At 40.7% G+C, this 21,873-nt stretch carries 19 protein-coding genes; 4 read left to right on the forward strand and 15 right to left on the reverse strand.

Features of this window, described 5'->3' with window-relative positions; all coding sequences use genetic code 11:
• The first annotated feature begins 391 nt into the window (after positions 1-391).
• Positions 392-595: a helix-turn-helix transcriptional regulator gene (locus CKJ95_RS16740; RefSeq protein ID WP_099354599.1), complete on the forward strand. Its 204-nt coding sequence runs from the start codon at positions 392-394 to the stop codon at positions 593-595.
• Between the two features lie 2 nt (positions 596-597).
• Positions 598-1,071, forward strand: a complete 474-nt coding sequence (locus tag CKJ95_RS16745; RefSeq protein WP_099354600.1) for a hypothetical protein — start codon at positions 598-600, stop codon at positions 1,069-1,071.
• A gap of 148 nt (positions 1,072-1,219) precedes the next feature.
• On the opposite strand, the gene prmC is transcribed toward CKJ95_RS16745, so the two are convergent.
• Together prmC and prfA are read right to left on the reverse strand one after the other, a co-directional pair.
• Complete coding sequence (gene prmC, locus CKJ95_RS16750) at positions 1,220-2,089, reverse strand: peptide chain release factor N(5)-glutamine methyltransferase (RefSeq protein ID WP_099354601.1); 870 nt, start codon at positions 2,087-2,089, stop codon at positions 1,220-1,222.
• Entirely contained in the window at positions 2,089-3,165 is a 1,077-nt protein-coding gene (gene prfA / locus CKJ95_RS16755) for a peptide chain release factor 1 (protein WP_099354602.1), read from the reverse strand. The genes prmC and prfA overlap by 1 nt, the downstream gene beginning before the upstream one ends.
• Before the next feature lie 457 nt (positions 3,166-3,622).
• Here prfA and CKJ95_RS16760 point away from each other — a divergent pair, with 457 nt between their 5' ends.
• Positions 3,623-4,138: a MerR family transcriptional regulator gene (locus tag CKJ95_RS16760; protein WP_180271556.1), complete on the forward strand. Its 516-nt coding sequence runs from the start codon at positions 3,623-3,625 to the stop codon at positions 4,136-4,138.
• A 67-nt stretch (positions 4,139-4,205) separates the two neighbouring features.
• Here the strand turns inward: CKJ95_RS16760 and CKJ95_RS16765 are convergent, their stop codons facing one another.
• The 7 genes from CKJ95_RS16765 to CKJ95_RS16795 all read right to left on the reverse strand — a co-directional run bounded on the left by CKJ95_RS16765 (position 4,206) and on the right by CKJ95_RS16795 (position 11,794).
• Positions 4,206-4,826, reverse strand: coding sequence for a thymidine kinase (locus CKJ95_RS16765; RefSeq protein ID WP_099354604.1), 621 nt, complete (start codon positions 4,824-4,826; stop codon positions 4,206-4,208).
• A 173-nt stretch (positions 4,827-4,999) separates the two neighbouring features.
• Entirely contained in the window at positions 5,000-5,200 is a 201-nt protein-coding gene (gene rpmE / locus CKJ95_RS16770; RefSeq protein ID WP_099354605.1) for a 50S ribosomal protein L31, read from the reverse strand.
• Between the two features lie 205 nt (positions 5,201-5,405).
• Entirely contained in the window at positions 5,406-6,698 is a 1,293-nt protein-coding gene (gene rho / locus CKJ95_RS16775) for a transcription termination factor Rho (RefSeq protein WP_099354606.1), read from the reverse strand.
• Positions 6,699-7,145: 447 nt separating this feature from the next.
• Positions 7,146-8,108, reverse strand: coding sequence for a class II fructose-bisphosphatase (gene glpX / locus CKJ95_RS16780; protein WP_099354607.1), 963 nt, complete (start codon positions 8,106-8,108; stop codon positions 7,146-7,148).
• A 142-nt stretch (positions 8,109-8,250) separates the two neighbouring features.
• Positions 8,251-9,537 carry a UDP-N-acetylglucosamine 1-carboxyvinyltransferase gene (locus CKJ95_RS16785; protein ID WP_099354608.1) on the reverse strand — a complete coding sequence of 429 codons (1,287 nt, stop codon included), beginning with the start codon at positions 9,535-9,537 and terminating at the stop codon, positions 8,251-8,253.
• Positions 9,538-10,221: 684 nt separating this feature from the next.
• Positions 10,222-11,085, reverse strand: coding sequence for a class II fructose-bisphosphate aldolase (locus tag CKJ95_RS16790; RefSeq protein ID WP_099354609.1), 864 nt, complete (start codon positions 11,083-11,085; stop codon positions 10,222-10,224).
• A gap of 337 nt (positions 11,086-11,422) precedes the next feature.
• Complete coding sequence (locus CKJ95_RS16795; protein WP_010677224.1) at positions 11,423-11,794, reverse strand: response regulator; 372 nt, start codon at positions 11,792-11,794, stop codon at positions 11,423-11,425.
• 286 nt (positions 11,795-12,080) lie between these two features.
• On the opposite strand from CKJ95_RS16795, the gene CKJ95_RS16800 reads away from it, so the two are divergent.
• Positions 12,081-12,614: a DUF2529 domain-containing protein gene (locus tag CKJ95_RS16800; protein ID WP_099354610.1), complete on the forward strand. Its 534-nt coding sequence runs from the start codon at positions 12,081-12,083 to the stop codon at positions 12,612-12,614.
• A 78-nt stretch (positions 12,615-12,692) separates the two neighbouring features.
• On the opposite strand, the gene CKJ95_RS16805 is transcribed toward CKJ95_RS16800, so the two are convergent.
• The 6 genes from CKJ95_RS16805 to CKJ95_RS16830 form a co-directional block, all read right to left on the reverse strand.
• Entirely contained in the window at positions 12,693-14,300 is a 1,608-nt protein-coding gene (locus CKJ95_RS16805) for a CTP synthase (RefSeq protein ID WP_099354611.1), read from the reverse strand.
• Positions 14,301-14,639: 339 nt separating this feature from the next.
• Complete coding sequence (gene rpoE, locus CKJ95_RS16810) at positions 14,640-15,212, reverse strand: DNA-directed RNA polymerase subunit delta (RefSeq protein WP_099354612.1); 573 nt, start codon at positions 15,210-15,212, stop codon at positions 14,640-14,642.
• Between the two features lie 192 nt (positions 15,213-15,404).
• Positions 15,405-18,665, reverse strand: coding sequence for a fused isobutyryl-CoA mutase/GTPase IcmF (gene icmF, locus CKJ95_RS16815; RefSeq protein ID WP_099354613.1), 3,261 nt, complete (start codon positions 18,663-18,665; stop codon positions 15,405-15,407).
• A 126-nt stretch (positions 18,666-18,791) separates the two neighbouring features.
• Positions 18,792-19,430 carry a TetR/AcrR family transcriptional regulator gene (locus CKJ95_RS16820; protein WP_099354614.1) on the reverse strand — a complete coding sequence of 213 codons (639 nt, stop codon included), beginning with the start codon at positions 19,428-19,430 and terminating at the stop codon, positions 18,792-18,794.
• A 77-nt stretch (positions 19,431-19,507) separates the two neighbouring features.
• Positions 19,508-20,647, reverse strand: a complete 1,140-nt coding sequence (locus CKJ95_RS16825) for an acyl-CoA dehydrogenase (protein ID WP_099354615.1) — start codon at positions 20,645-20,647, stop codon at positions 19,508-19,510.
• 87 nt (positions 20,648-20,734) lie between these two features.
• Positions 20,735-21,868, reverse strand: coding sequence for an acyl-CoA dehydrogenase (locus tag CKJ95_RS16830; RefSeq protein WP_099354616.1), 1,134 nt, complete (start codon positions 21,866-21,868; stop codon positions 20,735-20,737).
• Positions 21,869-21,873 lie beyond the last annotated feature (5 nt).

The following is a 21,873-nucleotide window of genomic DNA, read 5'->3' on the forward strand; positions in this document are numbered from 1 at the left end:
CACGCCTGATTCTGACAGTACGAAAAAGAATTACGATCAGCGAGTCAGAATACACGCCCGATTCTGACAACACAAGCAGGAATTGCAGCCAGCGAGTCTGAATACACGCCTGATTCTGACAACACAAGCAGGAATTGCAGCCAGCGAGTCAGAATACGTGGCTGATTCCGACTGCACGAACAGGAATTGCGAGCAGCGAGTCTGAATACATGCCTGATTCTGACTGCATGGGGAAGGAACTACCGGCAGTGTGCCCAAATAGGAGAAGGACTTGGACCGAGCGACCAGGATTAGGTTTTTAAATCATTTTTAAATATAGATGTAAAGTTGACTTTACAAAATGTATAGTTTACCATACAATAAAGGCAGAAACATTTGGAGGATATTGCCAATGGACATTAAAAATCGTGTGAAGGAGCTCCGTGCAAAGCACAATCTTACACAGGGTGCACTTGCTGAAAAAGTGAACGTGACGCGGCAAACGATTGTGGCATTGGAAAAAGGAAGCTATGTACCATCACTATTGCTCGCAATGAATATCGCAAGAACGTTTAACTTGCCAATCGAAAAAATTTTTTATTTGGAGGATGAGTGAAGATGAGTATTGTTCGTAATGTGATGTATTCGATTGTTTCAATCATGCTTATGGGCTGGGCCTTATCGTCAATGTATTATGCACAAATGGACTTTGCCAAAATCGTAAAAACCAATCAAGAACCACCATGGACCATTGAGGTAAACACGTTACCCATTTTTATCGCAATCATAGTAGGCACTCTTTTTACCATATTTACGTACCCAAAATTAAAAAAGAAACGAAAGTCATGGAAAAACGTATTTTTGTTGCCGACCGAATTTGAAGAAGGAGATGAACGTGAAAAGGAACTCACCGGAAAAGCATGTCGAGCTTCTTATATCAGTATGTGGTACACATTCCCAATTATCACGAGCCTATTTTTACTCTATCCATTCATCTCAGACAAAGCTCCATACTACCCAATAATCTTATTTTTGCTGTATCCATTAATACAGATCATTGCTTATTTTATTTCTTGGAAGAAGAACTACTAGAAAAATGGTAACGTGGAATAATTGACCTTATAACGCACTTCTCGTTCAGGATCACGCAATTAACGTAATTAAAACGCAAAAAAGCGTAACATCACGCAATCCATCCTCTGCACCATCAAAAAAGGCTTGGCACCTACGCCAAGCCCTTTTAAAAACCTATTTCAGCAAAAACCATACGGTCTTTTCCATTTATGTCGTTAACCACTTCAACTTTTGCTTCAGGAAAAGTAACACGTAGCATTTGTGCAACATCTTCCCCCTGACCAACACCCACTTCAAAGGCCACTATCCCTCTTTCTTTTAAAACGAGAGGTTTCTCCTTCATAAATCGGCGATAGAAATCCAATCCATCTTGGCCACCCACTAAAGCCCGTAGAGGTTCATGATCCTTCACAACCGTTGATAACGTTGCAATATCATCTTCTGGAATATATGGTGGATTGGATACAACCACATCGACCTTTTGTCCTTCTTCTATTAACGGTCCTAATAAGTCACCTTCAATAAACCTTACCTTCGCGCCTAACCGATCTGCATTTTCCTGCGCCACATCAATAGAAGCCTTTGCAATATCCACTGTCATTACATCTAGTCGATTGTTTTCAAGAGCAAGCGTGATCGATATCGCTCCACTCCCGGTCCCAACATCCACGACTTTAATCACGTCTGTTGTAGGATACAACCGTCCAATCCTTGCAAGTAACCCTTGAACCAATTCTTCCGTCTCAGGTCTTGGAATCAAGACTTCCTCATTCACTAAAAATTTACGCCCGTAAAACTCCTCATAGCCCATGATGTGTTGGACTGGAATTCCACTCACCACTTTCTCGATAGCTGCTACAAACTTCTCCTTCACAGCAGGAGGAAGCTCTTCTCTAATTTCTGCAAGAAGTTGAGCCCGACTTAACTCTAAATAATGACATAACAGCATTTCCCCGATATTTTCTTCCCGACCATGTTCCCGTAAAAAAGAAGAAGCCCATTTGAGGGCTTCGAATATTTTATGAAATTCTGCCATTATTCGGCTTGCTCCATTTTTCTTGCTTGGTCTTCCATGATGAGAGCATCAATAACTTCATCAAGTTTCCCTGTTAGGATTTGATCAAGCTTTTGAATCGTTAACCCGATACGGTGGTCAGTTACACGGTTTTGTGGGAAATTGTACGTACGGATACGCTCTGAACGGTCACCTGTACCTACGGCTTGTTTACGGTTTTGGTCATATTCCGCTTGTACTTCCCGTTGGAATTTATCATAAACACGGGCACGCAATACTTTCATTGCTTTTTCCTTGTTTTTGATTTGCGATTTCTCATCCTGACAGGAAACTACAGTTCCAGTTGGCAAATGCGTTAAACGAACCGCTGACATTGTGGTGTTAACACTTTGTCCTCCAGGTCCACTGGATGCAAACGTATCGACACGAATATCCTTTTCATGAATTTCGACTTCAACCTCTTCTGCTTCAGGTAATACCGCTACAGTTGCAGTTGATGTATGGATACGTCCACCAGACTCTGTTTCAGGTACACGTTGCACACGGTGTGCTCCATTTTCGAACTTCAATTTCGAATAAGCACCTTTTCCGCTAATCATAAAGATAATCTCTTTATATCCGCCAACACCAGTTGAGTTTGTATCCATAACTTCAGTCTTCCAGCCTTGTTGCTCAGCAAAGCGGCTGTACATGCGGTAAAGGTCACCAGCAAATAGCGCAGCCTCATCTCCACCTGCAGCTCCGCGAATTTCCATGATAACGTTTTTGTCATCATTCGGATCCTTCGGCAATAGTAACACGTGCAGGCGCTCTTCAAGGTCTTCCATCTGGTCCTCGAGCTCGTTGATTTCTTCCTTCACCATTTCACGCATCTCTGCATCAAGCTTCTCTTCAAGCATTGCTTTTGCATCGGTTAACTGTTCCTTAACCTCTTTGTACTCTCTATACTTCTCTACCGTCTCTTGTATATCAGATTGTTCTTTTGAATATTCACGTAGTTTGTTTGTATCACTTACGATATCCGGGTCACTCAATAGTTCATTTAGTTTTTCATATCGGGCTTCAACAGCCGCTAAACGATCGAACACGTTCTTCACCTCAAAATTTAGTCCATAACAGTATAATTATAGTATAGGGTACCCACATCGTCAAAGCAAATTACAAACGAAAAGCGCAGGCGCCTTGAAAAACGGAACATCGACTAACTACTGCCACGTCCTGTGGCAAACGTCGATGTCAGCACTTCCTGTGCAAGTCTGACAAGCATAAGAAAAGCTGGCGAGAAGGATGCTTTTTATCCTTCTTGACGGATTGGCTTATGACCTCGAGGGGCTAGGCGCTGGAGCTAGACACAATAACCTTATAATCATTCTCTCCCAAATTTCGCTGTCGAATTACAGATATTATGTTGGATTGGTTCTTTCTTTGACGAAAAGGTTCTAGTTTTGTCTAGACGGAAGGATTTTATCGATAAAAGGAGAATCGTAGTAGTAGATAAAGAATCGGAAGAAAGACAGTGAATATAAAAACAGAGAAATAGGGGGATTGATTGGTGTGAATACTGCGCAGTTCGCGAAAAAATTGGGGGTATCAACAAAAACGGTTCGGAAATGGATTAAAATCTTTAATTTACAATGTGCGAAAAACGAATACGGACACTATGTATTTGAGGAAACAGATTTTCCACTATTCGAAGGAATACGGAATCAAGTGAAATCTGGTGTCCCTTCTGATAAAATCGAATTATCGACACCAGCGCCTAGGAAGGGGACCGCACGGAAAATGGTTCAAGCATCAGATAAAACACTCTCAGAAAAGCTAAACACAATCATGGATCGAATTAAAGAAAACGAAAGACAAATTCAAGAAAAAGCGAGTGACGTTGTTTCCTATCAGCTTCTTCAACATCGCAAGGAAATTGATGAACTACAGAAGAGGATGCAAAAGATGGAGGACTATATCGAACAGCTTGAAAGAGAAAAGGAAGAGCTACAAAAACAAACTGCCATTACACTCGAAAAAGTAGAAGGTTCAAGAAAACGTAAAAGAGTCCTAGGATTCCTCTTTTAAGATCAGGACAATCAAACCTGGTCTTTTTTTATGCCCGAAAAGAAAAAGCACCCCCATCAGGAGCGCCTTATAATTTCAATGTATCCTTTTGAACAGCAGCTTGCAATAATGGTTTTCCTGGTACTTCATGATGGTGACGGCAACGTGGCTCATATGACTCCGAAGCACCTACTAAAATAATTGGATCATCATAGGATGCAGGTTGTCCATTAATCAGGCGTTGTGTTCTGCTTGATGGTGAACCACAGACTGAACAAACCGCCTGTAATTTAGTAACGAGCTCAGCTAGCGAAAGTAGCTCAGGCACTTTCCCAAATGGCTCTCCTCGGAAATCTTGGTCCAAGCCAGCAACGATTACACGATGGCCACGATTTGCAAGTGTTTGAACCACTTCTACAATCTCATCATCAAAAAATTGAACTTCATCAATTGCAACTACATCTGTATCCGCAGAGACCTCTTTTAAAAGATCAGCTGAGGTTGCAACTGGTTTTGCTATAAACGATGAACCATTATGCGACACAACGGAATTTTCACTATATCGATTATCTATTTGAGGCTTAAACACCTGAACGGATTGTCTTGCGAATTCAGTACGACGTACACGTCGAATCAGTTCTTCGGATTTTCCTGAAAACATGCTTCCACAAATTACTTCAAGCCAGCCACTTTGCTTCATAATATACATGAAACGAAAGTCTCCTTTCCTCGGGTTGTTTCTACCGAGCCAACTAATTGACTATGGGTTTGAGGATTTTTTTTAAGAGGTAAGTATCTATAATTGCGAGAAAAAATAGGTTTAGTAGCAAAAAAAACAGGCAAGAAGAAAAAACTTGCCTGTTTTTGGCTTTCAAACCGATATTATTTAATACCGTATTTTTTGTTGAATTTATCTACACGTCCACCTGCATCAGCGAACTTCTGACGGCCTGTATAGAATGGGTGACACTCTGAGCAAACCTCAACGCGGATCCCTTCTTTTACAGAACCAGTTTCAAATTCGTTTCCACAAGCACATTTCACCATAACTTTTTTGTAGTTTGGATGAATTCCTGATTTCATTCGTCTCATCTCCTTCCGCCCTGAATCATTGATCGAAACAGAGTTACGTTTTAGCTATCATTTTAAATACCTAAAACGCACATGTTGAAATTATAACAAGTGAATCACTGAATTGCAACTTAATCCTGCTGTTAAAAATCGCCAATTCGCAATATTTTTTCAAACACAAATTTGAAGCAGTCACAAGCTTTAGTGTGTATTTACCTTACGAATCAGAACGATTGCCGCTTCTTCTAGCAGCTGCCGCTTTCTTTTCTGCCTCAAGCATTTCAAAGAACTCTGCATTTGTTTTAGTTTGCTTAAGTCGACGTAAAAATTTCTCAGCAAAATCTGGAGAATCTGACATTGCTTTTCGAATTGCCCAAATTTTATCCAGCTTGTCTTTTTCGATAAGTAGTTCTTCTTTTCTTGTACCAGAACGACGAATATCGATCGCAGGGAAAATACGTCTTTCTGCGAGTGAACGATCAAGGTGAAGCTCCATGTTACCAGTACCTTTGAATTCCTCATAGATTACGTCATCCATACGCGAACCTGTGTCAACAAGTGCAGTCGCTAAAATGGTTAAGCTTCCGCCCTCTTCAATATTTCTCGCTGCCCCAAAGAAACGCTTTGGACGGTGGAATGCAGCAGGGTCAATACCCCCTGATAATGTACGTCCACTTGGCGGGATGACAAGGTTATATGCTCTTGCTAGACGAGTAATACTATCCATTAAGATAATGACATCGCGTTTGTGCTCAACAAGACGCATAGCCCTTTCTAATACAAGTTCAGCAACCTTAATATGGTTTTCAGGAACCTCATCAAAAGTAGAACTTACAACATCCCCTGCTACTGAGCGTTCGATGTCTGTAACTTCTTCTGGGCGCTCGTCGATTAATAATACGATCAGCTCAGCCTCTGGATGGTTCGTTGTAATGCTGTTTGCAATTTCCTTAATCAGCATCGTTTTACCAGCCTTTGGAGGCGCCACAATTAATCCACGTTGTCCGAAACCAACCGGTGCTAAAATGTCCATAATTCGAGTTGAAATATGATTTGGCTTGGTTTCTAAGATAACTTGACGATCAGGATATAAAGGTGTTAGACCTGGGAAGTGAACACGTTCCTTTGCTGATTCTGGATCATCGCCGTTAACAGCCTCCACGTGAAGTAGTCCATAATAACGTTCATTTTCCTTTGGAGGACGCACTTTACCTGATACCTTATCCCCGTTTCTTAAGTCAAAACGACGGATTTGGGATGCAGAAATATAGATATCCTCAGACGATGGAGAATAGTTGATTGGACGAAGGAATCCGAATCCTTCTGATTGGATAATTTCTAGAACACCTTCCATAAATAAAAGGCCGTCCTGCTCTGCCCGTGCTTTTAAGATTGCAAAAATCAATTCTTTCTTCGTTAACTTGCTATAATAAGAAACCTTAAATTCACGTGCTAATTCGTATAATTCTTTTAGCTTCATGTTTTCTAGGCTTGAAATTGTAATACTCATTCGTACACCACTCTTTTTCTAGTTTAAAATGATTTCTACTTACTCGTAAATGCTCTCCAATTGATTTGGTTATGACGCCCGCCAAAGCGCATTTGATGATTGGTTCATTCGTCCATTATATAAAAGCGTTTTCGCACTTTTCTCTTACGCAACAAGAGATAGATGAAACATTTTATATGTAACGGTATGGATTAAATGATAAAGAAGCATTATGAGGATTGCATAGAAGTTTTACCGCGGTACTCATTTTTGTTTAGGAAATTGGAATCCCTATTCATGAATTAATTGAAGTTTAAATAGTCTTCTTTATTTTACCCTATTCTTGTATTTTTAATCAATACCATTATTTTGATAGAGTTTGAAGTTTCGGGGTCAAAAAGCTGTTTAGCTAATACACGTATGGGTAAAAGTAAACAAGAGAAGCGAGTACAAAGACTCGCCTCTACTTTATTTCATTACTAGATTGGGCTTTTTCTTTAAGCTGTGTCTACCATCTATGAATCTAACAGTTCCTGATTTCGCACGCATAACAAGTGAATGAGTGGTTCCGATTGATCCCTTAAACTGCACTCCACGTAATAGCTCACCATCTGTGACACCTGTTGCTGCAAAAATCGCGTCATCTCCACTAACTAAATCTTCCATTTTAAGAATTTTTGAAACATCTAGTCCCATTTTGATGCAACGAGCAATCTCTTCATCGTTTTGAGGTAGAAGCTTACCTTGAATTTCGCCACCTAGACATTTCAATGCAACTGCTGAAAGAACACCTTCCGGGGCACCGCCTGAACCAAATAAAATGTCTACACCCGTATGGTCAAATGCTGTATTAATGGCACCCGCAACGTCACCATCATCGATTAACTTGATTCGAGCTCCTGCTTCACGAAGCTGTGAAATGATGTGCTCGTGTCTTGGACGGTTTAAAACCGTTGCTACGACATCTTCAATGTCCTTATTTTTCGCTCTTGCTACTGCTTTAAGGTTATCGATTATCGGTGCGTTAATATCGATTAATCCAACCGCTTCAGGGCCGACTGCGATTTTTTCCATATACATATCTGGGGCATGAAGTAAGTTGCCATGGTCTGCAACTGCTAGAACAGAAAGTGCGTTCCATCCTCCTGAAGCCACGATATTGGTTCCTTCAACTGGATCCACTGCTACGTCAACTCTTGGACCATAGCCGTTTCCAAGCTTTTCGCCAATATATAGCATTGGAGCCTCGTCCATTTCTCCTTCTCCAATGACAACTTGTCCCTTCATTGGAATCGTGTCAAACACATCTCGCATCGCAGAAGTTGCTGCTCCATCTGCTTCATCCTTTTTACCGCGACCCATCCAACGAGCTGATGCTAATGCCGCTGCTTCTGTTACACGTACAAGCTCCATCGATAAGCTTCTTTCCACACTCTCTTCCCCCTAGCTAATAATTTGATTCTATTTTTTCACATAACCTTTACATAACAAAAACGTCTTCTCTCTACTTTTCTTTATAAGGATACATGAAAACTCCCACTTTTTGTAGTGGGAGTTTGAATTTTCTATCCAATTACGAATTTTGGAGTTGTTCAATTTCTTCTTCTGTTAGGCTTTCTCTCCAAATAGTTGCACCTAAGCCTGTTAGTTTTTCTTCTAAATGACTATAGCCACGGTCGATATGCTCAAGGCCAGTAATTTCAGTTACACCTTCTGCCATTAACCCAGCAACAACTAGTGCAGCACCTGCACGTAAATCACTTGCTTTGACCTTTGCACCTTGAAGCTGAACAGGTCCGGTGACGATCGCTGAACGGCCTTCAACTTTAATTTGAGCATTCATACGACGAAGCTCATCGATATGCTTAAATCTTGCACCATAAATCGTATCTGTTACAACGCCTGTTCCACTTGCTTTTGTTAGCAAGGATGTAAAAGGCTGCTGGAGGTCAGTCGGAAACCCTGGATAAACCAGTGTCTTGATATCAACAGACTTTAAGTTCTTATTACCAGCAATCCAAATTTGGTCGTCACTTGTTTCAACCGAAACACCCATCTCACGGAATTTGGCAATCAGTGATTCCAAGTGAAGTGGGATAACATTATCAATTAATACACCTTCACCCATTGCGGCACCGATAATCATATATGTACCAGCTTCAATGCGGTCAGGAATAATCGTATGGCGGCAGCCTTGTAGAGAATCTACGCCATCAATACGGATGACATCTGTTCCGGCTCCCTTAATTTTTGCCCCCATGCTTGTTAATAATGTTGCAACATCAATAATTTCAGGTTCTTTTGCCGCATTTTCAATGACAGTACGACCTTTAGCACGCACTGCTGCTAACATGATATTAATGGTTGCTCCGACACTCACAACATCAAGGTAAATGCGGGCACCTCTTAACTCGTCAGCACGAAGATAGATTGCACCTTGCTCATTGGTCACCTTAGCCCCAAGTGCTTCGAAGCCTTTAATATGCTGGTCAATTGGTCGTGGTCCTAGGTGACATCCACCTGGTAGACCAATTACTGCCTTTTTAAAACGACCAAGCATTGCCCCCATTAAATAATAGGATGCACGAAGTTTTTTGACTTTACCATTTGGTAGTGGCATTGAGACAATATTTGACGGGTCAACATAAATTTCTTCTTTACTTATTGATACGTGGCCACCAATTTCTTCAAGCAAATCACCTAAAATTTGCACGTCAGAAATATCTGGTAGTCCCTCAATTGTTACTGGCGTTTCTGCTAGGATTGTTGCTGGAATGAGGGCAACTGCACTATTCTTTGCCCCGCTGATTTTTACAGATCCTTTTAGTGGATAACCGCCTGCTATTTTTAGTTTTTCCATATGTGGCTCCCTTCTAGCGAAGATGACGGTTTTGTAAGGGAATTCTCGAATTGCCACGGATACAACCTGTCCGGAATATTTTCCGGAAGAAAACTAACTTTAGGCAGCCCTTTTCCCTTGTTTACGTTACATAATCATAACGACACTTCACTCGAATTGGTATATTTTAACATAGATTGAATACAGAACTATACGAGTATTAACTCTTAGTTTACATGAAAATCGGAAAATCATGTATCATTTTATCCTTTTTCATTAAAACAAGCAAATTCACCTATAGAAGAAAAAATCAATAGGTCAAAGTTCGTACTACAAAAGAAGCGTTCTTTCTTATTCATATTGAGATCATTTAACGTGGCATTTAGTGTGTTTGAAGTGATTCTTGTTGAAGGTCTAAGTCCTTATACGTTATAGCGTTCGTCTAAGTTTCAAATTTTATGGGTAAGTTACACAAATCAGCTCCTTCCACTTTTTTTGTGTTTGATTACCTGTAATTACCCCTAGACTCCCATCTAAATCGGCAAGGTTTTTCCAAAAAACTCCTTGCGCAATTCTTATTATAACGCAAGAAAACCGCTATCTCCAAATCATGTTGTCAATAACAGGAAATAAGCGGCTTTTTTTTGGGTTGGAGACCATTCTCCAATCTATTTAATTAGACGTTTTTTACATCCAAAAGGTTACTTACGCGTTAGCTTTTCCAGAGGAACCAAATTCACGCATTTTGCCTTTAACAGTTTCACGAATTGCATCACGAGCAGGTCCTAAATATTTACGTGGATCATACTCTTCTGTCTTAGCAGCTAATGTTTCACGAACTGCTTTCGCTGAAGCAATTTGGTTTTCTGTGTTAACGTTGATTTTAGCTGTTCCAAGAGAAATTGATTTTTGAATATCTTTTGTTGGAATACCTGTTCCACCGTGAAGTACGAGCGGTAAACCAGTTTTGTTACCGATTTCTTCCATCTCTTTGAAACCAAGGTTTGGTTCACCTTTGTAAGGACCGTGAACAGAACCTAAAGCTGGAGCTAAGCAATCAATACCAGTGCGGTTAACAAGCTCAACACACTCATTAACATCTGCATAGATAACACCTTCAGCTATTACGTCATCTTCTTGTCCACCAACAGTACCAAGCTCAGCTTCTACAGAAACTCCGTGGAAATGTGCAAGCTCAACTACTTTAGAAGTAATCTCAATGTTCTCTTCAAATGGATGATGAGAAGCATCAATCATAACAGATGTGAATCCAGCGTGAATAGCTTTCGCACAATTCTCGAATGAAGAACCATGATCAAGATGAATAGCAACTGGAACTGTGATATTGGATTCTTCCATAATCGCTTTAACCATTGCAACTACAACTTTAAATCCACCCATATATCGGCCAGCACCTTCAGAAACACCTAGAATAACTGGTGAATTTTCCTCTTGAGCAGCTTGTAAAATAGCTTGTGTAAATTCAAGATTGTTAATGTTAAATTGACCTACTGCATACCCTTCTGCTTTTGCTTTTTCAAGCATTTCTTTCATTGAAACCAAAGGCATGTGAATTTCCTCCTTTTGTACCGTTTTATTGTGTAAATTAAGGCATTATCCCTATACACGATAGAACCACGGCAAAGTCTCACCGAGTTATTGTATACCTATTCCACAGATTTCGTATCACCTAATAGAATGACCGAAATAAAATCATAATATGTAAGCTCGTGTTAGAAATTAACAGACAAAAAGCACACAAAAATGCCCTTTGTGTTAAGGAATAGCAACAATACAGTACTAAGCATATCACAAGATTTTGATTTCGCAATACAGGAATGTTTCACAATTTTTCGTGAAGCGTTTCCAATTTGTTCATATCGCTATTTTGTATTTTTTGTGTTTTTTATTCAGATTTTAATGGGATATTTGCTCTCACTGCTTCACGAAGCTCATCAATGTCAAACGGCTTTGCAAAATGGGTAATTGCTCCCAAATCTTTCGCTTCCTGGATCATATCAAGTTCACCATAAGCTGTCATAATGATTACCCGAATATCCTGGTTTATTTTTTTCAGCCTTTTTAAAATTTCAATACCATCCATACCAGGGATTTTCATATCTAATAAGACCAAATCTGGAGAGTGCTTTTGAACGATATCGATTGCTTGTACCCCATTAGCTGCTTGGAATGTCTTATAACCTTCTTTTTGAAAAACTTCGTTTAATAGAATCCGTATTCCGTATTGATCATCCACAATTAAGATTTTTTCTGACATTCTTGAAAAACCCCCCTTAAATAGATAAAAATAGTTGGATAAAATCCTTTGTCTTCCACGATCGTTTTTAGTTACGTTCGTTTTTTCGAATATTATTATATCGTTATTCATTTTTAATTCTACCATACCTACTTAATTTCCTGCTTTTTACCTAAAAAAACTTTTACTTCCAAGACCGAAACAATTAGTACAACATATTTCGACATCATTTCTTATTTTTTTCGTATAACGTTATTATGATAATATATGGAAATAAGTCTATCGACAAGAAAGGAAATTTACATTTATGTTAAAAATTTTTACTACACAGCTTCAAGGTCAGTTTAAGAGAATTATGGAGCATGAGGAAATGAATATGGAGGATGGGGCTAGGATCCTCGCTCAGTCAGTCATTAGTGATGGTACAGTTTTTGTACATGGTTTTGGCGAAATGGCAGCAGTTGCAACCGAGGCGTTGGCTGGTGCTGAACCATTAAAGTCTGCAAAGCCCTTATTTACTGATGGAAAAATGAACGAGATTGAAGATGTTGACTCTGTTCTTTTGATCACTAGATTTTCTACCGATGAAGAAGCCATTAAGCTTGCAGAAGAACTGCGCGGTAAAGGAATCCAAACGGTAGCGATTTCCGCAATTGTAAAAACGGAAGATGAACGCACTCTTGAGAAGAGCGCCGATATTCATATCGACAGTAAGCTGCAAAAGCCACTCATCCCTGATGATGATGGAACCCGTTTTGGCTTCCCAAGCGTGATGACCGCTCTATATGCCTATTACGGTCTAAAATTTACAATCAAAGAAATGGTCGAGGAATTTGAATAGGATTAAATTGAGTAATGTTCCGTTTTTCACCACATTACACATAATAAAAAGCGAGTGAACTATCACTCGCTTTTTTTATTACATTTTTTCAGCTTGAGTTAATGATGCTTTAATAAATTCTCTGAACAATGGCTGTGGGCGGTTTGGTCTTGATTTAAATTCTGGGTGGAATTGAGAAGCCACAAACCAAGGGTGGTCTTTCAACTCAATGATTTCCACAAGACGTCCGTCTGGGCTTGTCCCTGAGAAGACAAAGCCTGCTGCTTCCATTGCTTGACGATAATGGTTATTGAACTCATAACGGTGACGGTGGCGCTCATATACCACTTCATCATTGTATGCTTCATACGCCTTTGTGCCTTCTTCAATTTTACAAGGGAAGAGGCCAAGACGAAGTGTTCCACCTAAATCCTCAACATCTTTTTGCTCTGGTAAAAGGTCAATAATTGGATGAGGAGTATCAGGGTTAAGTTCCGCAGAATGTGCTCCTTCTAAACCTAGTACATTTCGTGCAAACTCAACAGATGCTAGCTGCATTCCAAGACAAATACCGAGTAATGGTGTTTTTGTCTCTCTCGCATATTTGAGGGCTACAATTTTCCCTTCCACTCCGCGGTCACCGAAACCGCCTGGAACTAGAATCCCATCTGAGCCAGCAAGTAATTCTGCAACATTCTCATCTGTTACTTCCTCAGAGTTCACCCAGTTGATGTTGATATCAGCGTCAAATGCATAGCCGGCATGCTTTAAAGCTTCTGCAACAGAAAGATACGCATCCTGAAGCTCGACATATTTTCCGACTAACGCAATATTCGTTGTTTTTGTAAGGTGTGTCACTTTCTCAACAAGTTGTATCCAATCTGTCATGTCTGCTTCTTGGCAATCGAGTTGAAGATGCTCGCACGCAATTTGGTCAATACCTTGCTCCTGAAGAGATAACGGAATTGAATATAATGTTTCCGCGTCACGGCTCTCAATAACCGCTTTTGGATCGATGTCACAGAATAACGCAATTTTCTCTTTCATATCTTCAGAAATTGGCATTTCTGTACGAACAACAATGATATTTGGCTGAATACCAAGGCTACGAAGTTCTTTAACACTATGCTGGGTTGGCTTTGTCTTCATTTCTCCAGCAGCCTTAATGTAAGGAACAAGCGTACAATGTACATACATTACATTGCGTGCGCCAACATCACTTTTAATTTGACGAACTGCTTCTAAGAAAGGTAATGACTCGATGTCTCCAACCGTACCACCGATTTCAGTGATCACGACATCTGCATTTGTTTCACGTCCAGAACGAAAAACTCTTTCTTTGATTTCGTTTGTGATGTGTGGAATAACCTGAACTGTTGCCCCTAAATAATCACCACGACGCTCTTTCTTTAGTACAGTTGAATAAATTTTACCTGTAGTTACGTTGCTGTATTTGTTTAGGTTAATGTCAATAAAACGCTCATAGTGGCCTAAGTCAAGGTCTGTTTCAGCACCGTCATCGGTAACGAAAACTTCACCATGCTGATACGGACTCATTGTTCCTGGGTCCACATTTATGTATGGATCAAATTTTTGAATCGTTACATTCATGCCTCGGTTTTTCAATAAACGGCCTAAAGATGCGGCAACAATCCCTTTTCCTAGGGATGATACAACCCCACCTGTTACGAAAATATATTTAGTCATCTTTCTCTTTTCCCCCAATCATGTAATTAGTTAAAGTTTGCTCAAAAAATCAAAATGTATAAAAAAATTCTTCTTGGTGCGGGGGTAAATTATTTAACTCACCGAACCTTGCACTCCTATAAAGTGAAACATTAACTGGCAATTGCCCTCCAAAGGGGGCTTACAGCTAGTTAATGCTGGATAAAATAAAAAAGCTCCACTTACAATATGTAAGGGAGCGAAACTTTAATATGGTTTCGTAGATACTCTTTTTTTAGAGCCCAAAAAGTATTCTACCGAGATAAGAATAAAAAGTCAATATGAGTTTGAGTTTAATTTAACTTGTTAAAAACTTGAGGATTAGTCTTCTTCCTCTTCTTCAAATTCTTCTTCTTCCTCTTCTTCCTCGTCTAACTCATATTCTTCATCATCGATAAGTTCTTCATCGTCATCCTCGAAGTCCTCTTCGTCGTCGATGTCATCAAAGTCCTCATCATCTTCTTCGTCTTCGTCCTCGATGTCATCTACATCTTCGTCTTCTTCTTCAAAGTCTTCATCATAATCAAGATCATCTTCATCAAGATCGTCGAAGCCAATGAGTTCGTCGTCCTCATCCTTCTTCTTGCTCTTTTTCTTCTTCTTCGGCTTTTCAGTATGAGTAACCTCTTCATCGATTTGCTCGTATGGATACCATGTACGTAGTCCCCAACGATTATCACCTAATGTAATAAAACGACCATCGATATTGAGATCTGTATAAAACTGAGAAATTCTTGTGCGAACCTCTTCTTCTGAAAGCCCTAAAGTTTTTGTTATTTCGTCAACTAGCTCGTTAAATGTAATCGCATCTTTTCTCCCTAGGAAAATCTCATACGCTACTTCAAGCATTGACATTTCTTTTATTTGCTCTGGTGAGTATTGATCGAGACTCATCAAGGCACTCCCTTTCTATGTATGTAACTGGAATTCTGGTAAAAACATGTTGTCAGGATTCTTCTTATAAAAAATAAAAAAGAGTTCTGTAAAATACATATCATTCATTATAAACAAAATCAACCACTTTATGCCAGTGTTATCATATTTTAAGGCTGAGTCATTCATTTTTGACTCAGCCTCGATCTTTTTCTACATATTTCTTCGGTATTGTCCGCCTACTTCATAGAGCGCCTGTGTGATTTGGCCAAGACTCGCGACTTGAACCGTTTCCATCAATTCTTCAAAAATGTTTCCATTGTTAACAGCAACCTGTTTTAGTTTTTTTAATGCTTCTTCTACTTTATCCTTATTTCGTTCCTGAAATTTTTTTAAGTTTTTAATTTGAAGTTCTTTTTCTTCTTTTGTTGCACGTGCGAGCTCGATATTGTTTAAATCCTCCTCTGTTGGTGGGTTAGGATTTAAATACGTATTTACGCCAATGATCGGAAGCTCTCCCGTATGCTTTTTCATCTCATAATACATGGACTCATCCTGGATTTTTCCGCGCTGATACTGTGTTTCCATCGCGCCAAGAACACCACCACGATCATTTAGACGGTCGAATTCCTGAAGCACAGCTTCTTCCACTAAATCAGTAAGTTCCTCAACAATAAAAGAACCTTGAAGCGGATTTTCATTCTTCGTTAAGCCATGCTCTTTCGTAATAATCATCTGAATTGCCATCGCACGGCGAACCGATTCTTCGGTTGGTGTTGTAATGGCCTCATCGTATGCATTCGTATGCAGCGAGTTACAATTATCTTGAAGAGCCATTAGTGCCTGCAGTGTCGTACGAATGTCATTAAAATCAATTTCCTGTGCGTGGAGGGAGCGTCCAGATGTCTGTACATGGTACTTTAATTTTTGACTACGCTCATTTGCTCCATATTTTTCTCTCATGACCGTTGCCCAAATGCGGCGTGCCACCCGGCCAATTACCGTATACTCTGGGTCTAGCCCATTACTAAAAAAGAAGGATAAGTTTGGTGCAAAATCATCAATATTCATTCCACGGCTAAGGTAATATTCCACATACGTGAACCCGTTTGATAAGGTAAAAGCGAGTTGAGAAATCGGATTAGCACCCGCTTCTGCAATATGATAACCCGAAATGGAAACTGAATAGTAATTTCTTACTTTATGATCAATGAAATATTCTTGGATATCTCCCATCATACGTAATGCAAATTCCGTTGAGAAGATACACGTATTTTGACCTTGATCTTCTTTTAAAATATCCGCCTGAACGGTTCCACGAACTGTCTGTAATGTTTTCGCGCGTACCTCTTGGAATTCCTCCACCGTTAAGATGCGACCTAGCTCCTGTTCACGCTTTTCAACCTGTTGGTGAATGGCAGTATTCATGAACATCGCAAGGATAATTGGTGCTGGTCCATTGATTGTCATTGAAACCGAAGTAGACGGTGCACAAAGGTCAAACCCCTTATAGAGCTTTTTCATATCATCAAGGGTACAAACGCTGACTCCACTTTCCCCGACTTTCCCATAAATATCTGGGCGATAGGCAGGGTCTTCACCATATAAAGTTACAGAGTCAAACGCTGTACTTAAGCGTTTTGCATCATCATCCTTCGATAAATAATGAAAACGGCGATTCGTTCGATCTGGAGTCCCTTCGCCGGCAAACTGACGCTTTGGATCTTCCCCTTCACGTTTGAACGGAAACACACCTGCTGTATAAGGGAATTCACCTGGTACATTTTCTTTGTAGACCCAATGGAGAATTTCCCCAAAATCTTTAAATCCTGGGAGAGAAATCTTCGGAATCGACAGGCCAGAAAGACTTTTGGTTTTTAAAATCGTCACGATTTCCTTGTCACGAATTTTTGTAATGAATTTTTCGCCCTTGTAGGTTTCCTTCAGAGATTCCCAGTTTGCAAGGATTTTCTTCGACTCATCCGAAAGCTTTGCTTCATATTGAGATTGAAGTGTTTCAAGTGCTTTGAGGACTTCTTCGTTGCCAAGTTCCTTCACACTTTCGATCGTACCGCTAATTTGGAATAGCTTTCTTGCAATCTCCACTTGTTCGGCTGCTTTTTTATGATAGTTTCGAACCGTGTCTGAAATCTCACGCAGATAATAACGGCGGTCATTTGGGATAATCACATTTTGTTTTTGGACATCTGCCGTCTTTTCAAATGATGTTTCCCAATCTGTACCCATTTTACCATTGATTTTATCCACTAAATTCGCAAAAAGCGCGTTCGTTCCTGGATCATTAAACTGACTTGCAATCGTACCGAATACCGGCATTTCTTCATAGTCTTTTTCAAATAAAAGGTGGCTACGCTGATACTGCTTTTGTACTTGACGCTTCGCATCTTCTGAACCCTTACGTTCGAATTTGTTAATTACAATTAGATCAGCATAGTCAATCATGTCGATTTTTTCAAGCTGTGAAGGCGCACCAAATTCACTTGTCATGACATACATGGAGATGTCACAGACCTCTGTAATTTCGGCATCGCCTTGCCCAATTCCGCTTGTTTCAACAATGATTAAGTCAAAGCCTGCTGCTTTTACAACTGCAATTGCATCTTTAATTGCTAGCGACAATTCTGATTTTGAACCTCTCGTAGCAAGGCTTCGCATATACACCCTTGGAGAGAAAATGGCATTCATGCGGATTCGGTCCCCGAGTAAAGCACCACCTGTTTTTTGTTTTGTTGGGTCAACAGATAAAATCGCCACTTTTTTATCGTCGAATTCATTAATAAAACGGCGAATCAGTTCGTCCGTGAGGGAGCTTTTTCCTGCCCCACCTGTACCTGTAATCCCCACAACTGGAACTGTTTTCTCAAGTTCTTTTACTTTTTGAATGGCATTTTGCGCAGCTGCAGCCGTTTCATTGTTGGCTCCAATTTGATTTTCCGCAATCGTGATGAGCTTAGCGATTGTATTGTAGTCCCCATTTTGAAGGAGCTCAAGCTCATCTGTTAGCTCCGTGCTTGTTGGGTAATCACACTCTTGTAGCATCTTGTTAATCATCCCTTGAAGACCCAGAATGCGACCATCATCTGGAGAAAAAATCCCAGCAATTCCGTATTCATGAAGTTCCTTAATTTCACGAGGGATGATGACTCCACCACCACCGCCATAGATGCGAATATGGGAAGCTCCGCGCTCTTTCAAAAGATCATACATATATTTAAAATATTCCACATGGCCACCCTGATACGAGGAAATCGCGATACCTTGCGCATCCTCTTGGATTGCTGCATTCACAACTTCCTCCACGGAACGGTTATGTCCAAGATGGATTACCTCTGCACCACTCGCCTGTAGGATGCGACGCATAATATTGATCGAGGCATCATGCCCATCAAATAAGCTTGAAGCTGTCACAAACCGAACATGATGCTTAGGACGATATACCTCTAACGTACTCATTTCCATTCCCCCAGTCTCACCTATTTTGCATAATCAAATGCGCCTTGGCGTATTTGCGCCCGATTTTTTTCGACTTGCTCGAAAATTTCCTTTGAAAAATCGTGGCATCCGCCGGAGGCTTTAGCTTTATTCGGTTTTCTCATGAATAAAGCTAATTCCTCTTAACAAAAGCTCTGTTTGCATCACAATATATTCCTCAAGTGTGAAAAGCCTGCGCATCGCCCAGCGGCGAAAGCCCCACATTTGTCCTTGAACAAAAATATTATGAGCTACAAGTTCAACCTGCTTTTTCGGCAATTGAAGTTCCCCGTTGGCAATGCAATCTTCAATTGCTTTTTCAAACATACCCACCATTTCCACTTCTTTGTTCAACACATATGGAAGAGCATCCTTTGAAAGAGATTTCGCCTCCTGATAAAGGACAAGAACCTCATCCTGCATCTCATCCATCACAAGAAAGTAATTTCGAATCGCAAGCTTGAGACTCTCAATACTACCTTCCTTTGTATTGATTGCTTCCTCCATTCGTTCTTTAACTTGATCGTAAATACTGTCCACGACCAAATAAAGAACATCTTCTTTCTTACGGATATACTCATAAAGCGTGCCAATGCTAAAACCAGCAGCTTTTGCAATCTCTCTCGTTGTTGAGCGATGAAACCCTTTTTCCTTAAAAAGCGTCACCGCGCCCTTAATCATCTGATCCCGTCGCTTCTTAATCAACCGCTCATCCTTCACCGAAGCCGGAACATCATTCCTCCGCATCTGTTCACCTCCACTTGGGACAGCTGTCCTTCGTCCCACCTTTTTCCTGGGACAAGGGACCTGTCCCCCTTGACCCATTATTTTGTTAACATTCTAGATATTACGAGGCGTTGAATTTCTTGTGTGCCTTCATAGATTTGAGTGATTTTCGCGTCACGCATATAACGCTCGACTGGATAGTCTTTTGTATAACCGTATCCACCAAAGACTTGAACTGCTTCTGTTGTTACTTTCATCGCTGTATCACCAGCAAAAAGTTTCGACATGGCAGATTCTTTTCCATATGGAAGTCCTTCTGATTCTAGCCACGCTGCTTGATAGGTTAAGAGACGGGCTGCCTCAATACTTGTTGCCATATCAGCAAGCTTGAAGCCAACACCCTGTTGAGCGGCAATCGGTTTACCGAACTGGACACGTTCTTTCGCATATTCGGTAGCTGCATCAAGAGCTCCCTGAGCAATTCCGACCGCCTGAGCTGCAATCCCGTTACGACCTCCATCAAGCGTCATCATAGCAATCTTAAAGCCTTCACCCTCTTCGCCAAGTAAATTTTCCTTAGGGACACGGCACTCTTCAAACATAATTTCAGTAGTAGGTGATGAACGAATGCCCATCTTCTGTTCCTTTTTCCCTACAGAGAAACCCGGGAAGTCGTTTTCGATAATAAACGCACTTGTACCTTTATGTTTTGAAGATGGGTCGGTTAACGCAAAGACCACATAAATATCAGCAATTCCACCGTTTGTGATGAAGATTTTAGACCCGTTTAACACATAATGGTCGCCTTCTACTCTAGCAGTTGTTCTCATTCCACCTGCATCTGAACCAGAGCCAGGCTCTGTTAATCCATAAGCACCGATTTTTTCTCCTTGTGCCATTGGACGTAAGTATTTTTGTTTCTGTTCTTCACTACCAAACTTGTAAATCGGCCAACCAGCAAGAGATGTATGAGCGGAAAGAGTTACCCCTGTTGATGCACATACTCTCGAAATCTCTTCAACTGCGATACAATATGCTAAATAGTCACTACCAATACCGCCATATTCCTCTGGCCACGGAATTCCCGTTAAGCCAAGCTCTGCCATTTTATCGAAAATTTCACGATCAAAGCGTTCCTCTTCATCACGCTCCGCCGCTGTCGGTGCAACCTCATTCTTTGCAAAATCACGAACCATCTTACGAATCATTTCATGCTCTTCTGACAACTTAAAATACATTTCCATTACCTCCATTGGGACAGAGGGACAGGTCCCTCGTCCCACCATTATTTTCCTGGGGCAAGGGACCTGTCCCCTTGACCCACCTTATAAATGTTTGCTGATGACGATTTTTTGAATTTCGCTGGTGCCTTCGTATATTTCAGTTATTTTGGCATCCCGGAAGAATCGTTCTACCGGATAATCTTTTGTATAGCCATAGCCCCCGTAAACCTGAATGGCTTCGGTTGTGACCTCCACGGCTGTTCTAGAGGCAAACAGTTTTGCCATCGAGGATTCTTTGCCACACGGTAAACCTTGATCGTGTAGAAAGGCAGCGCGATAGATTAGTAGTCTAGCAGCCTCAACATTTGTAGACATATCTGCTAGCTTAAAGCCGACTCCTTGCAAAGAAGCAATCGGTTTGCCGAATTGGTAACGATTCTTGGCATATTCCACTGCATGTTCCAGTGCCGCCTCCGCAATCCCAAGTGCTTGAGCAGCAATGCCGATTCGACCCATACTTAGATTTGCCATTGCGACTTTAAAGCCCTCACCTTCAACCCCTAGAATATTTTCAGCCGGAACCTTTACATCCTCTAGTGTGATTTGAAGCGTACGGGAACCAAGAAGTCCCATTTTATGCTCATCTTTTCCGAACACAAGGCCCGGTGTACCTTTTTCAATAATAAAAGCCGTAATACCCTTGCTTCCCGTTTCATTCGGGTTTGTGCGTGCAAATATAATATATACATCCGCTTCGCCACCATTTGTGACAAACACCTTTGACCCATTTAACACATAATGGTCATCCTTTTTAACAGCTCTTGTTTTTAAACTCGCAGCATCTGAGCCAGCGCTCGGTTCTGTGAGACAAAAAGCCCCCAGATACTCCCCGCTTGCAAGTTTTGGAATATACTTTTGCTTTTGCTCTTCCGTTCCGAAATATAAGATGGGATGCGTCCCAACTGAGGTATGAACGGATAAAATAACCCCGATGGTCGCGCTCACCTTGGAGAGCTCATTGATCGCAATAATATAGGACGTAAAATCCATCCCCGCTCCACCATATTTTTCAGGGGTTGTAATTCCCATTAATCCAAGGGACCCCATTTTCGAAAGAATTTCTCGTGGAAATTCTCCCTTTTCCATACGCTCCACAAACGGTGCGATTTGCTCTTTCGCAAAATCACGTACCATTTTTCGCATCATTTCTTGTTCTTCTGTAAAATGAAAATTCATGCTGT

The sequence above is a fragment of the Fredinandcohnia onubensis genome, assembly GCF_002734285.1.
Lineage (GTDB): Bacteria > Bacillota > Bacilli > Bacillales > Bacillaceae_L > Ferdinandcohnia > Ferdinandcohnia onubensis_A.